Raw genomic sequence first — 13387 nt, 5'->3', positions numbered from 1 at the left:
GGCGGTCTGCCTCGTTTCCGACAGACCAGCGCGATCCATGAGAACAGGTGAAGAAGAGTTGAGCGACGAGACGGCAGAACAGCCAGAGTACGACTTTCGCAGACTGCAGCAGAAGTGGCAGCCCATCTGGGCCGAGCAGCGGCTGTTCGACGCCGAACGGGCGGTGACCGAGCATCCTGATCGACCGCGCAAGTACGTGCTCGACATGTTCCCCTACCCGTCGGGCGATCTGCACATGGGCCATGCCGAGGCGTTCTGCTACGGCGACATCGCGGCGCGCTACTGGCGTCACCGCGGCTACAGCGTGCTGCATCCGATCGGCTGGGACTCGTTCGGCCTGCCCGCCGAAGACGCTGCGATCAAACGCGGCATCAACCCGCGCACCTGGACCTACGACAACATCGCCCAGCAGAAGCGCAGCTTCGAGACCTACGCGCCGAGCTTCGACTGGTCGCGTGAGCTGCACACCTCCGACCCGGAGTACTACCGCTGGAACCAGTGGCTCTTTCTGCAGATGTACGAGCGCGGGCTGGCGTATCGCAAAGACTCCTGGGTCAACTGGGATCCGGTCGACCAGACCGTGCTGGCCAACGAGCAGGTGCTCGCCGACGGCACCAGCGAACGCAGTGGCGCCATGGTCGAGAAGAAGAAGCTCACGCAGTGGTATCTGAAGATCACTGACTACGCCGATCGGCTTCTCGACGACCTGGATCGACTCGAGGGTCATTGGCCGGCCAAGGTGCTGCAGATGCAGCGCAACTGGATCGGACGCTCGTACGGTGCAGACATCGACTTCCGCATCGAGGGCCGCGAACAGCCGGTCACTGTGTTCAGCACACGGCCAGACACGCTCTATGGGGCCACCTTCATGGTGGTCGCGCCAGAGAGCGATCTCGCAGCGGAGCTCGTCTCGGCCGCCAGCCCCGAAGCACGAATGCGTTTTCAGGACTACCTCGAGCGCACCCAGCACGCCACGGAGATCGAACGGCAGGCATCTGACAGGCCGAAGACCGGCGTGTTCCTGGAACGCTATGCGGTGAACCCGGTCAACGGCGAACGTCTGCCCGTCTGGGCTGCCGACTACGTGCTGGCCGACTACGGTCATGGCGCCGTGATGGCCGTGCCCGCGCATGATCAGCGTGACCTCGACTTCGCCCGCGCGTACGATCTGCCGGTGCGGGTCGTGGTGAGCAGCGACGATGATGACCCCGCCGAGAGCGGTGTGGCCGTCACCGGCGACGGAGTGCTGACCAATTCGGGCCCGCTCGACGGCCTGCACAAGGACGAGGCGATCGCACAGGTCATCGAGAAGCTCGAGGCCGACGGCACCGGTCACGGCACGAAGACCTACCGGCTGCGCGACTGGCTGATCTCTCGCCAGCGCTACTGGGGCACGCCGATTCCCGTGCTGCACGCCGAAGACGGTTCGCTGGTGCCTGTGCCCGAGTCTGAGCTGCCCATCGAGCTGCCCGACACCGAGGGTCTCGACCTCAAGCCCAAGGGCACGTCGCCACTGGGCGCCGCCACCGACTGGGTGCACACGACGCTGCCCGGCACCGACGAGCCTGCGCTGCGCGACCCGGACACGATGGACACCTTTGTCGACAGCTCGTGGTACTACCTGCGCTTTCTCAGCGCGAACGATGCGACGCAGCCTTTCGACCCCGAACAGGCCCGCCAGTGGGCGCCGATCGACATCTATGTGGGCGGCGTCGAGCATGCGATCCTGCATCTGCTCTACTCACGGTTCATCACCAAGGTGCTGCACGACATGGGCTGGGTCGACTTCGACGAGCCCTTCACCTCGCTGATCAACCAGGGCATGGTGCTGCTCGACGGCTCGAAGATGTCGAAGTCGAAGGGCAACCTCGTCGAGTTCGCCTCCGAGCTGCGTGATCACGGCGCCGACGCGCTCCGTGTGACGCTCGCCTTCGCCGGGCCGGTCGAAGACGACATCGACTGGGCAGACGTCTCAGTGCAGGGCTCGGCGAAGTTCCTCGCTCGTGCCTGGCGCGTCGCTCGTGACGTGAGCAGCGCATCCGCCGCAGACGCCGCGGCTCTCAGCGACGGCGACCTGACCCTGCGGCAGGCCACGCACCATCTGCTGGCAGATGCGCCCGACCTGATCGAGGCGACGAAGTACAACGTGGTCGTGGCGCGTCTGATGGAGCTGGTGAACCTCGCCCGCAAGACGATCGATCGACCGCAGGGGCGTGGAGCCGCCGATCCCGCTGTGCGCGAGGCCGCTGAGGTGCTCGCACGCGTGCTCGACCTGTTCGCGCCCTATCTGGCCGCCGAGATGTGGCAGATGCTCGGGCATGAGGATGCCGTGGCGTTGTCGGTCTGGCCTGTGGCCGATCCGTCTCTGCTGGTTCGCCAGGAGGTCACGGCGGTCGTGCAGGTCAACGGCAAGGTGCGCGCCCGTCTTCAGGTCTCGCCCGAGATCACCGAGGGCGAGCTGCAGGAGCTCGCACTGGCGAACGAGCACGTGCAGGAGCTGGTGGGCGACCGCAGCATCCGCCGTGTGATCGTGCGCGCGCCGAAGCTGGTCAACATCGTGGTCGGCTGAGTCCCAGCCGTCTGACGGCGACGTGCCCCGGTCGGGCGGCGGAGTGATCTTACCCGCTGCCCACCGGGGCACGCCTGTGTGCACAGAAGGTGTCGGCCGTCCAACCTGTGCACAGCGGTGCCCAAGGATGAGCGGGCAGATGGGCGATCGACCACAGTCGAGGCATGCCAGCTTCAGAGCATCCCACGACGTCGACCCGTTTTCTGCACGCTCGAGCCCTGATTCTGCTCACCGTGCTCGCCTTGGTCGTCTGCGTGCTGCTCTCGGCCTGTCAGGGCTCGAGGCATTCGGTCGTCGAAGCCGGTCAGAACACAGCGTCTGACGGGGGAGACCTCAACGCTGCCTCGGGTGCGCCAGGCGAAGCGAATCGCACGCCGGGCGGTGACGACGGCGTGCACGTGCATGTCACCGGCGCAGTACGTGCCCCGGGTCTGCATCGGCTCGATCCAGGGCTGCGCATCGCCGATGCCATCGAGAAGGCCGGCGGGTTTGCCGACGACGCCGACGTCGAGACGCTGAATCTCGCCCGTGTGCTGGTCGACGGCGAGCAGCTCGTCATTCCGCGTCGCGGCGAAGAGGCTCCTGCCGCATCGGCACCGAGCGGGTCCGCATCCGGATCGGCCGGCGCAGCATCCGGTGCGACCGCCGGCGGTGCGGGCAGCCAGATCAATCTGAACTCGGCGACGGCCGATCAGCTGCAGACGCTGCCTGGTGTGGGGCCCAGCACCGCGCAGAAGATCATCGACTCGCGGGCAGCCGAAGGCGCGTTCAGGTCGGTGGACGACCTGAACCGGGTGTCGGGCATCGGTGAGAAGACGCTCGAGAAGCTGCGCTCACGGGTGACCGTATGACGGGCAGGAGGCGTTCGCTGCTGGCCTCACCGCAGCTGATCGAATGGCGGCAGCTGGGCGAGGTGCGGGGTGACCGCCCCAGATGGCGCGCTGGAACGGCGCTGCTGGCAGTGCTCGGCGGGTGGATGCTCGCGTTGAGTCAGGGAGCCGGGGAGCCAGCCGCGCGCAGCGAGCTGCGGCGCAGTCTCGAACTCTTCGATCCCCACTGGGCAGAGCAGATGCGGGCTGCGTTCGGCCGCATTCTCGCAGACCTTGGCGGGCTGCTGCCGCTGAGCCCCGAGGTCACCGGCCTGATCGGAGGGGTCTCAGTCGGCGTGGTCGACGGGCTGCCCGAAACGACGGACGCGAACATGCTCGCCACCGGCCTCGCCCACATCACTGCGGTCAGCGGGTCGAATGTGGCGGTGCTCGTCGGCATGGTGCAGGGGCTGCTCGGGCTCATGCACACACCGAGACTCTGGCGCGGCGTGGGCGAGCTGGCCGGCATCTGGGGGTTCGTGCTGCTGGTGGGCGGCGAGGTCACCGTGCTGCGGGCGGCGGCCATGCTCACACTGGTCACGCTGCTGCGCCCGTGGCGCGGCGGCCGCGGCGTGGTCGGCATCTGCGTCGCCGTTGTGATCCTGCTGCTCTGGGAGCCGCAGCTTGCCGGCAGCGTCGCTTTCGGGCTGTCGGTGACGGCGACAGCTGGCCTGATGCTGTTCAGCGGACCGGTCGCCCGCTGGCTGTGTCGATGGATGCCCGAGGCGATCGCGAATCTGCTGGCGCCCAGTACGGCCGCACTGATGGCTTGTCAGCCGCTGCTCCTGCTGATCGACGGGCAGCCCGCGTCCGGTCACCAGCTGGCTGCGAATCTGCTGGCTCTGCCCGCAGTGCCTGCGGTGACGGTGCTCGGCGTGCTCAGCTGCCTCACGGCAGCGTGGGCACCGTGGCTCGCCGTCGTCTTCGCGCTGCTTGCGGCTCCCGGCGGGTGGTGGATCGGTCAGGTCGCGGCGCACTTCAGCTCGCACCCGTTCGGCGCGATTCCGTGGCTGTCCTGGCCAGCAGGCGGAATGGCGAGCGGGCTGCTGCTCGCACTCTTGACCGTCGGCACCCTGATCGGCTCCGGGCATGGGCCGACGTCAACTGCGTCTTCATCGACTGGCTCACGCCGATTGAGCATTCGCTCCTCAGACGAACGACGAGACCACGAACTGCACCGACCACGACGGCGCCGATCGCGACGGCATCGGCCACGACGGCATCGGCGGCGCCTGAACTGGCGGCGGCGCGTGCGGCTGGTCAGCTTTGGCGGCGCGCTGATGGTGACGACTGCGACTGTGGCGGTCACCGGCATCGGCCACGTGCTGTCGGCCAGTCGGCTGCCGGTGGGCACGCCGATACTGCAGTGCGATGTGGGGCAGGGCGACGGCCTGCTCGTGCAGGGCTCCGGCGCAACCGTGCTGATCGACACGGGCGAGTCTGAGCAGAAGATCACCGACTGCCTGCGCGGGGCGCAGGTCACCGCAATCGACGTCGTCGTGCTGACACACTCGGACGTCGACCATGCCGGAGCCACCGAAGCGGTCGCGAAAGTGGCTCAGGTCGACACTGTTCTGATCCCCGACGTCGTCGACGCGAAGCTGGATCGTGCGGCCGGGCGGCTGCAGGCTCGTCAGGTCGTGCGTGCCGGCCTCGGCGACGCCGGGAGCATACAGGCGGTCCCCGGTCTCGACGATGCACGCAGCTCGAAACAGCAGACACCGGCCGGGGCAGGCATCGCGTGGCGTGCCCTGCACCCCAAGAAGGCGGCGCCAGGTGCGACAGGGGGCCGACCTGTGAATGACCCGAACGCCAGCAGTCTCGCGATGCTGATCGATCTGCCAGATCTGCGCCTGCTGACGCTCGCCGATCTCAACGCAGACGGGCAGCGATCGGTCGCTCGCGAGCTGTCTGCGCTCGGTGTGCGAAGAATCGACGTGGTGAAAGTCGCCCATCACGGTTCCGCCGATCACTGGCCGGGCCTCTACCTCGAGCTGCGTCCCACCCTGGGTCTGATCTCCTGCGGGCGGGGCAACTCCTATGGGCATCCGACGTCCAAGCTCCTGGCCACGCTGCAGCGCAGCGGCACTGCTGTTCGCCGCACCGATCAGCACGGCCGCGTGGCAGTGAGCGCCGAGCCTCCCGACGTCGCGGAAGGCACGCGTGAGGCACCCTCTGCGCACGAATCGGCCAGAGGAGGTCAGCGGCTCGCGGTATGGTGTGAGCACGGCTGCTGAGCCGACACGACGTCGACCCGGCACACAGACAGAATCAGAGCGAAGACGAGGAGTCGCGTGGCGGCGAAGGGCAAGATCCAGCGTGCACGATGGAGCCAGGTGCGTCTCGCACCGATCGTTCTGCTGAGCGGCCCAGAAGACCTCTTGGCCGATCGCGCCCGACAGCTGCTGCGTGTCGCAGCGCAGCAGCAGGCGAGCGATCAGCAGCAGGAGGTCGAGTTCTCTGATCTTGACGCGCGAGAGTACGCCTCCGGCTCACTGCTGAGCGTCGCGTCGCCTTCGCTCTTCGCTCAGCCGCGTTTCATCTGGGTCGATCACCTTGAGCAGATGACCGATGCCTTTCTGAGCGATGCGATCGACTACATCGGTCAGGCCGATCCCGATGTGACCGTTGTGCTGAGGCATCGCAAAGGGGTCCGCGGCAAGAAGCTGCTGACTGCGATCCGCGATGTGGCCTCTGCGCTCGAGGTGGAGTGCGCAGAACTCAAACGCGACGATGACAAGCAGACCTTCGTGCGAGAAGAGCTGCAGCTGGCTGGTCGGCGCATCGACCCCGATGCGGCTCGGGCGCTCGTCGACGCGTTCAGCGCAGACACCACCGAGCTGGCGGCCGCCTGCAGGCAGCTCGTCGCAGACGTGACCGAGAACATCACTCGGGCTGACATCGACCGCTACTTCGGCGGGCGGGTCGAGACGACGGGCTTCGCCATCGCAGACGCCGCACTGGCGGGGCAGACCGCGAAGGCCCTGGTCTTGGTTCGACACGCCGGGCAGCAGGGCATGAACGCGGTGCCGATCGTCGCGGCGATCGCGACGAAGGTGCGCCTGATGGCCGCCGTCTGCGAGGTGCACGCCTCTCCGCAGCAGCTGGCCTCGAGGGTCGGGGGCGCACCCTGGCAGATTCGGCGTGCCCAGCAGGATGCGGCACGGTGGAATCCCGTCGAGCTGGGTCGTGCCGTGCGAGCGGTGGCCGACACAGACGCCCAGATCAAGGGGCAGTCCGTCGACGGCGGCTATGCTCTGGAGCGGCTCGTGCGCAGACTTGCGACACGACGCATCGGCAGTTGAGCGCCTGCCCCGGCGTTTGGTAGTGTAGATGCTTGGCCTGCACACCCTCGGTGTGATGTGTCCGTGTCGAACCCGACCGGGCTTACCAGAAGACTGACAGAAAGACGACAGTGGCGAACATTAAGTCCCAGAAGAAGCGCATCCTCACCAACGCCAAGCGCACTGAGCGCAATCGCGCGCTGAAGAGCGAACTGCGCACCCTCTCACGTAAGACCCGTGAGGCCGTCGCAGCAGGCGACAAAGAGAAGGCTCAGGCCGAACTGCTCATCGTCTCGAAGAAGCTCGACAAGGCGGTCACGAAGGGCGTTCTGCACAAGAACACCGCTGCGAACCGCAAGTCGAAGCTGACCAAGCAGGTCAACTCTCTCTGAGTCTGAGACCCAGGAGTTCGTGAAGGCCCGCCCCTGAGCGGGCCTTCTGCATAGCAGGCCGCAGAGAAAGAGGAGCGCATGCCCAGAGTCACCGACCAGCAGGCACGTCAGATCGTGCCAGCAGCCACCGACTCGAAGCGCATCCGCAACTTCTGCATCATCGCGCACATCGACCACGGCAAGTCGACCCTGGCCGATCGAATGCTGCAGATCACCGGCATCGTCTCTGACCGTGACATGCGGGCGCAGTATCTCGATCGCATGGACATCGAGCGCGAGCGCGGCATCACGATCAAGAGCCAGGCCGTGCGCATGCCGTGGGGTGTCGGCGATCAGGGGTATGCCCTGAACATGATTGACACGCCCGGTCACGTCGACTTCACCTACGAGGTGTCGCGTTCTCTGGCAGCCTGCGAAGGCGCCATTCTGCTGGTCGACGCGGCGCAGGGCATCGAGGCCCAGACTCTGGCCAATCTCTATCTGGCTCTTGAGAACGATCTGACGATCATCCCGGTGCTGAACAAGATCGACCTGCCCAGCGCCGACCCGGAGCGCTTCGCCGCCGAACTCGCCGGGCTGATCGGCGGCGACCCCGCCGACGTGCTGCGGGTCTCGGGCAAGACCGGCGAAGGAGTCGAAGCGCTGCTCGACGAAGTGGTGCGCCGCATTCCAGCACCGCAAGGCGACCCCGATGCGCCCGCTCGTGCGATGATTTTCGATTCTGTGTACGACGCATATCGTGGCGTGGTCACCTATGTCAGAGTCGTCGACGGCCGGCTGAACCCTCGCGAACGCGTGCAGATGCTCAGCACCAAGGCGACGCATGAGATTCTGGAGATCGGCGTCAGCTCGCCAGAGCCGAGACCGAGCGACGGTTTGGCCGCGGGCGAGGTCGGCTATCTGATCACCGGGGTGAAAGACGTTCGTCAGTCGAAGGTCGGCGACACGATCACCACACATGCCCGGCCCGCGACCGAAGCGCTGCCCGGCTATGACGAAGCCAAGCCGATGGTGTTCTCGGGGCTCTATCCGCTTGACGGCAGCGACTACCCAGATCTGCGCGAGGCGCTTGACAAGCTCAAACTCGAAGACGCCGCGCTGATCTACGAGCCAGAGACCTCGGTGGCACTCGGCTTCGGCTTCCGCTGCGGGTTTCTGGGCCTGCTTCACCTCGAGATCATCTCAGAGCGTCTGCGCCGCGAGTTCAACCTCGATCTGATCGCCACCGCACCCAGCGTGATCTACGACGTCACCGCCGAAGACGGCACCCAGGTGCACGTCACCAACCCCTCCGAGTTTCCAGACGGCAAGATCGTCGATGTGCAGGAACCGATCGTGCGTGCCACGATCCTGGCGCCGAAAGACTATGTCGGAGCAATCATGGAGCTCTGTCAGTCCCGTCGCGGCACCATGCAGGGCATGGACTATCTCAGCGAGCAGCGCGTCGAACTGCACTACACGCTGCCGCTCGGCGAGATCGTCTTCGACTTCTTCGACCAGCTGAAGAGTCGCACGCAGGGCTACGCCTCGCTTGACTATGAGCAGACCGGCACCCAGAGCGCCGACCTGGTGAAGGTCGACATCCTGCTGCAGGGTGAGAAAGTCGATGCGTTCAGCGCGATCGTGCATCGCGATGCGGCCTACGCCTATGGCGTGAAGATGACACAGCGGCTGCGCGAGCTGATTCCTCGCCAGCAGTTCGAGGTGCCGATTCAGGCGGCCATCGGCGCCCGCATCATCGCTCGCGAGAACATTCGTGCCCTGCGCAAAGACGTGCTGGCCAAGTGCTACGGCGGCGACATCTCGCGCAAGCGCAAACTGCTCGAGAAGCAGAAAGAGGGCAAGAAGCGCATGAAGTCGATCGGTCGCGTCGAGGTTCCGCAAGAGGCCTTCATCGCCGCAATCTCGAGCGACGGCGGCGGCCAAAAGGGCGAGAAGCGCAAGTGACGTTCAGCGTCTACGTGCACATTCCGTTCTGCCGGGTGCGCTGCGGATACTGCGACTTCAACACCTACACCGGCACCCAGCTGCGCGGCTTCGGCCAGAGCGAGTATGCGCAGGTGGCGGCCGACGAGGTCGGCTACGCCGCCAGCGTGCTGCGCGACGGCGATCATGCTCCCGACCAGGTCGACACGGTCTTCTTCGGCGGCGGCACCCCGACCATGCTGCCGGTCTCCGATCTCACCATGATCCTGCACCGCATCCGCGACGAATGGGGCCTGGCGCCCGACTGCGAGATCACCACCGAGGCGAACCCCGAGACGGTCGACGCCGCCGCCCTGCAAGAACTCGCCGCGGCCGGGTTCACCCGCGTGTCGTTCGGCATGCAGTCAGCCGTGCCGCACGTGCTGCGCACCCTCGACCGGGTGCATCGCCCTGAACGCATTCCACTGGTGGTGCAGTGGGCGCGAGCAGCAGGGCTGCAGGTGTCGCTCGACCTGATCTACGGCACGCCGGGGGAGTCGATGGCCGACTGGCAGACCAGCGTCGACGAGGCTCTGGCGCAGCATCCCGATCATCTCTCGGCCTACGCGCTGATCGTCGAGCCGGGCACGAAGCTGGCCCGCCAGATCAGGCACGGTGAGGTCGCCGAACCCGACGACGACCTCACCGCAGACAAGTACGAGTGGCTCGATGCCCGCATGCGTCGCGAGGGGTTCGAGTGGTATGAGCTCAGCAACTGGGCGCGCGTCGTCGATGACGACGTCGACCGACGCTGTCGACACAACCTGCGCTACTGGCACAATGACGACTGGTGGGGCATCGGCCCCGGTGCGCACAGCCACGTCGGCGACCAGCGCTGGTGGAACGTGAAGCATCCCGCGCCCTATGCCGCCCGAGTGCGCGCCGGCGAGAGCCCGGAGGCGGGCCGTGAGACTCTGGACGCCACCGCTCGCTACGAAGAGCGCATCATGCTGGGCAGTCGGCTTCGCGAGGGCATCGGCGTGGCCGAGATCGCCGCTGCGCGTCGTGACGAGCTGCCACTGCTGGCCGGCGACGGCCTGCTCGATGCGGATGCGCTGGCAGGTGGGCGAGCAGCGCTCACGCTGCGTGGTCGCCTGCTCGCCGACCGCGTGGTGGCAGATCTGATCGCATAGGTCTGGCTCGCGCCGTGAAGTCACAGGCGCGCTATGATTAGCACTCGAGGCATGAGAGTGCCAGCAGCGGAGTCAACCCGGAGGTGATTGCCATGGCGACCGAACGAGGTCTCGCGGTGCTTCAGGCGATCGTGAACGACTATGTGGCCACCCGAGAGCCGGTCGGCTCGGCGGGTCTGGTCTCTCGACACCAGTTTCACGTGTCTGCGGCCACCATTCGCAATGACATGTCGGCTCTGGAAGACGAGGAGCTCATCTCAGCGCCTCATACCTCGGCCGGCCGCGTGCCGACTGAGAAGGGCTATCGGGTCTTCGTCGACAACCTGACGCGGCTGCGCGGCATCACGGCGCCCCAACGCAGAGCGATCGAGCGGTTTCTGACTCCCGGCGAAGCCGATCTCGATGTGATGATCGAGAAGACGGTGCGTCTGCTTGCTCAGCTCACCAACCAGCTGGCCGTCGTGCGGTACCCGACGTTTTCGAGCACGCGCGTGCGCAAAGTCGACATCGTCGACGTCGAGGGTGGTCGTCTGCTCGTGGTGCTGATCACCAGTCGTGGCACGGTCGCACAGCATCACGTGACGCTGCCGGCCGGTGCGTCGACGCAGTCGGTGCGTCCTTCGGTCGTGCGCCTGCGCGCCCTCATCAACGACCAGCTGCGCGGCGTCGACCTCGAGCAGTTCGGCGACCGTGCCGAGCAGGTGCGCGAGTATGCGGCACCAGATGATCGCCCGCTCGCCGAACTGCTGCTGGGCGCGCTCGAACTGGGGGTAGAGGGCTCTCGGTCAGAGCGTCTGGTGGTTGCAGGCACCGGCAACCTGATGCGCACTGAGGCCGACTTCGACCACACCCTGGTGCCGGTGCTCGAGGCCATCGAAGAACAGGTGGCTCTGCTTCGGCTGCTCGGCGAGATGGGCGCCGAGGGGCGCGACATCACCGTGCGCATCGGCCGCGAGAACGAGCACGAAGGCCTCGAAGAGGCTGCCGTGATCTCGAGCGGGTATGGCTCCGAACAGCGCGGCGAGTACGGCAGGCTGGCTGTTCTGGGCCCGACCCGCATGGACTACCGCGCGAACATGGCGGCCGTCCAGGCTGTCGCCAGCTATCTGTCGAAGATGCTGCGATGACCGCGAACCGCACGAATCCCGCCCCTGAGGCGAACGACGACCATCACAATTGGAGACGAACAGAATGACCGATCACTACGAAACACTGGGCGTGTCTCGTGAGGCGAACCAGGATGAGATCAAGAAGGCCTACCGCCGCCTGGCGCGCAAGCTGCACCCCGATGTGAATCCCGACCCGCAGGCGGCAGAGCAGTTCAAACAGGTGACGCTGGCCTATGAGATTCTCTCGGACGAGACCAAACGCGCGCAGTACGACCGCGGCGACACAGGTGACGGGCAGTTCGGCTTCGGCGACATCTTCGACGCGTTCTTCGGCGGCGGGGGAGGCGGTCGCGGACACCGCGGCCCCAAGCCACGCCAGCAGCGCGGGGATGACGCCTTGGTGCGCATCAACGTCTCGCTTCGTGACGTCGTGTTCGGCGCCTCAGAAGACGTCGAGGTCGACTCGGCGAAGGTCTGCGAGACCTGCACCGGATCGGGCGCAGCGCCCGGCTCGTCGCCGGTGACCTGCGACTACTGCCACGGCGAGGGCTACGTTCAGCAGCAGGTGCGGTCTCTGCTCGGCAACGTGCTCACAGAGGCCGTCTGCCCGATGTGCAAGGGCTACGGAACGATCATTCCGCAGCCGTGCCCCGATTGCGCCGGGCAGGGCCGCCTGCGCTCACGCGAGACCATCACAGTGCCGATTCCGGCAGGCATCGACAACGGCGTACGTCTGCACCTCGCCGGTCGCGGTGAGGTCGGCCCCGGCGGCGGGCCCCGCGGCGACCTCTACTTCGAGGTGCACGTCGAGAACGACGAGACCTTCACCCGCGACGGCGACGACCTGCTGGCCTCACTCGAGGTCTCGATGACCGATGCGATTCTCGGCGCCAGTGCGAAGATCGAGAGCTTCGACGGCCCTCTCGACATCGAGGTCAAGCCCGGCGCACAGAGCGCTGATGTGATCACGATCGCCGACCACGGCGTCACGCACCTGCATCGCAACTCGCGCGGCGCGCTGCGAATCTCGCTGCGGGTGTCGACTCCCACCAAACTGAGCGGCGATCAGCGCCGTCTGGTCGAACAGCTGGCGAAGCTGCGCAATGACGAGGCACCACATCTGACCAGCGCAGCGAAGTCGGGGTTCCAGCGCTTCCGCAAGCGGTTCATGGGTCGCGGCTGATGCCGCTGTTCCTGCCCGAGCACCTGCTGCGCCTGGAGCTCGCCGCCGACAGTGACGAGCAGACCGTCAGCCGCACGCTCGCCCAGCTGCCCGGTCAGGCGTTTCACGATGCGGCCACCGCATCCGCATGGCAGGCGCAGCCCGGTGACCTCGTGGCCTTCTCCGGGGCCGAGGCGCACCACGCGACGTCAGTGCGTCGGCTGAAGCGAGACGAGACCCTGAGCGTCGCCGACGGCACCGGGCTCGAACTCGTCGGAGCCGTCGCCGCCACCACCAAGTCAATGCTCGCGCTGCGCGTCGAACAGCGAATCGCCCATGAGCTGGCGACGCCCTCGCTGACCCTGGTTCAGGCTCTCGCGAAGGGCGGTCGTGACGAGCTCGCGATTCAGAGTGCGACCGAGGCGGGTGTGGATGCGGTGATGCCATGGCAGGCGAAGCGCAGCGTGTCGGTGTGGCAGGGGCGCAAACTGACGACGGGGCAGGAGCGTTGGGCGTCGGTTGTGCGAGAGGCCGCGAAGCAGTCGCTGCGTGCGCGCGTGCCAGAGGTCGGCGAACCGGTGACGACGCCGCAGCTTGCGGCGGCGTTGGACGGCGCGCAGGCAGACGCAGCAGGAGGGCGGCTTGCCCTGCTGCTCGACCCAGAGGCGAAGGAACGACTGACCGCGGTATCGCTGGATCGGGCCGTCGAAGCGGCACACGGCGAGGTCATGGTGATCATCGGCCCCGAAGGCGGAACGGATCCCGCCGAACGCGACCGGCTGATGAATGCCGGGGTGATCCCAGTGCGTCTTGGCGAGAGCGTGCTGCGCACGTCGAGCGCCGGTCTTGCGGCGATCTCGGTGCTGAGCGCCCGGCTCGGCCGGTGGTGACCGGCGGGCGACTA

The 13387-nt window shown here is 66.7% G+C and carries 10 protein-coding genes; all 10 read left to right on the top strand.

Annotated elements, in window-relative coordinates; all coding sequences use genetic code 11:
* Window positions 1–37 precede the first annotated feature (37 nt).
* The 10 genes from leuS to F8O06_RS07860 all read left to right on the top strand — a co-directional run bounded on the left by leuS (window position 38) and on the right by F8O06_RS07860 (window position 13373).
* A complete protein-coding gene (gene leuS / locus F8O06_RS07905; protein WP_158037726.1) occupies window positions 38–2569 on the top strand; it encodes a leucine--tRNA ligase in 2532 nt (843 codons plus the stop codon).
* A 164-nt stretch (window positions 2570–2733) separates the two neighbouring features.
* Window positions 2734–3420 (top strand): helix-hairpin-helix domain-containing protein, encoded by a 687-nt coding sequence (locus tag F8O06_RS07900; RefSeq protein WP_158037727.1) that lies wholly within the window; start codon window positions 2734–2736, stop codon window positions 3418–3420.
* Complete coding sequence (locus F8O06_RS07895; protein ID WP_158037728.1) at window positions 3417–5675, top strand: ComEC/Rec2 family competence protein; 2259 nt, start codon at window positions 3417–3419, stop codon at window positions 5673–5675. The genes F8O06_RS07900 and F8O06_RS07895 overlap by 4 nt, the downstream gene beginning before the upstream one ends.
* A gap of 57 nt (window positions 5676–5732) precedes the next feature.
* The gene (holA, locus tag F8O06_RS07890; protein WP_225733401.1) at window positions 5733–6743 is read left to right on the top strand and encodes a DNA polymerase III subunit delta; all 1011 of its coding nucleotides are present in this window, start codon (window positions 5733–5735) and stop codon (window positions 6741–6743) included.
* A 110-nt stretch (window positions 6744–6853) separates the two neighbouring features.
* The gene (gene rpsT / locus F8O06_RS07885) at window positions 6854–7114 is read left to right on the top strand and encodes a 30S ribosomal protein S20 (RefSeq protein ID WP_158031224.1); all 261 of its coding nucleotides are present in this window, start codon (window positions 6854–6856) and stop codon (window positions 7112–7114) included.
* A 78-nt stretch (window positions 7115–7192) separates the two neighbouring features.
* On the top strand, window positions 7193–9061 hold the full coding sequence (gene lepA, locus F8O06_RS07880) for a translation elongation factor 4 (RefSeq protein WP_158037730.1): 1869 nt from the start codon (window positions 7193–7195) through the stop codon (window positions 9059–9061).
* Complete coding sequence (gene hemW, locus F8O06_RS07875) at window positions 9058–10212, top strand: radical SAM family heme chaperone HemW (protein ID WP_158037731.1); 1155 nt, start codon at window positions 9058–9060, stop codon at window positions 10210–10212. Before lepA ends, hemW begins: the two co-directional genes overlap by 4 nt.
* 92 nt (window positions 10213–10304) lie before the next feature.
* Window positions 10305–11339: a heat-inducible transcriptional repressor HrcA gene (gene hrcA / locus F8O06_RS07870; protein ID WP_158037732.1), complete on the top strand. Its 1035-nt coding sequence runs from the start codon at window positions 10305–10307 to the stop codon at window positions 11337–11339.
* A 64-nt stretch (window positions 11340–11403) separates the two neighbouring features.
* The gene (gene dnaJ / locus F8O06_RS07865; protein WP_158031228.1) at window positions 11404–12504 is read left to right on the top strand and encodes a molecular chaperone DnaJ; all 1101 of its coding nucleotides are present in this window, start codon (window positions 11404–11406) and stop codon (window positions 12502–12504) included.
* Window positions 12504–13373: a 16S rRNA (uracil(1498)-N(3))-methyltransferase gene (locus F8O06_RS07860; protein ID WP_158037733.1), complete on the top strand. Its 870-nt coding sequence runs from the start codon at window positions 12504–12506 to the stop codon at window positions 13371–13373. Before dnaJ ends, F8O06_RS07860 begins: the two co-directional genes overlap by 1 nt.
* The last annotated feature ends 14 nt before the right edge of the window (window positions 13374–13387 follow it).

This window comes from Pseudoclavibacter sp. CFCC 14310, from assembly GCF_008831165.1.
Lineage (GTDB): Bacteria > Actinomycetota > Actinomycetes > Actinomycetales > Microbacteriaceae > Pseudoclavibacter_A.
The sequence above is the reverse complement of the archived record's forward strand: the minus strand, read 5'-3'. Positions and strand labels throughout refer to the sequence as shown.

Bases quoted from the DNA above. Each gene is read 5' to 3' on its own strand.
- leuS (WP_158037726.1), top strand. From the start codon at position 38: ATGAGAACAGGTGAAGAAGAGTTGAGCGACGAGACGGCAGAACAGCCA.
- F8O06_RS07900 (WP_158037727.1), top strand. From the start codon at position 2,734: ATGCCAGCTTCAGAGCATCCCACGACGTCGACCCGTTTTCTGCACGCT.
- F8O06_RS07895 (WP_158037728.1), top strand. From the start codon at position 3,417: ATGACGGGCAGGAGGCGTTCGCTGCTGGCCTCACCGCAGCTGATCGAA.
- lepA (WP_158037730.1), top strand. From the start codon at position 7,193: ATGCCCAGAGTCACCGACCAGCAGGCACGTCAGATCGTGCCAGCAGCC.
- hrcA (WP_158037732.1), top strand. From the start codon at position 10,305: ATGGCGACCGAACGAGGTCTCGCGGTGCTTCAGGCGATCGTGAACGAC.
- dnaJ (WP_158031228.1), top strand. From the start codon at position 11,404: ATGACCGATCACTACGAAACACTGGGCGTGTCTCGTGAGGCGAACCAG.
- F8O06_RS07860 (WP_158037733.1), top strand. From the start codon at position 12,504: ATGCCGCTGTTCCTGCCCGAGCACCTGCTGCGCCTGGAGCTCGCCGCC.